This is a genomic window from Nocardioides gansuensis (assembly GCF_003076135.1).
Taxonomy (GTDB): domain Bacteria; phylum Actinomycetota; class Actinomycetes; order Propionibacteriales; family Nocardioidaceae; genus Nocardioides; species Nocardioides gansuensis.
Genome location: NZ_QDGZ01000035.1, coordinates 1 through 349, shown reverse-complemented (window position 1 = coordinate 349; position 349 = coordinate 1). Strand labels below are relative to the sequence as shown.

1 protein-coding gene is annotated in these 349 nt (G+C 73.9%); it reads left to right on the top strand.

Annotated features, from left to right (window positions below; genetic code table 11):
* On the top strand, nucleotides 1-349 hold a 349-nt coding region (locus DDE18_RS22495), incomplete at both ends, for a helix-turn-helix domain-containing protein (protein ID WP_133241321.1).

Sequence of the window (349 nt, the reverse complement as noted above, 5' to 3'; positions counted from 1 at the left end):
CTGCCCGGGTGGCGGGGGGGCTGACCCAGACCGAGCTGGCGGGCTCGGAGGTTTCGGTCGGGTATGTCTCGCGGATCGAGTCGGGGCATCGTCGGCCCAATGGCAGGGTGCTGGTCGAGCTGGCCGCGCGGCTCGGGGTTTCGGTGGAGGAGCTGCTGGTCGGGGCCGCGCCGCGCGAGCTCGACGAGATCCGGCTGGCGCTGGACTTCGCCGAGCTGTCGTTGGAGTCGGGGGAGCCGGTGGAGGCTGAGGCCCGTGCCGCGGAGGCGCTGGCTCGTGCGGAGTCGGCGTCGCTGGATGACCTGGCCGACCGGGCCGGTTTCCTGCACGCCCGGGCGCTGGAGGCGTT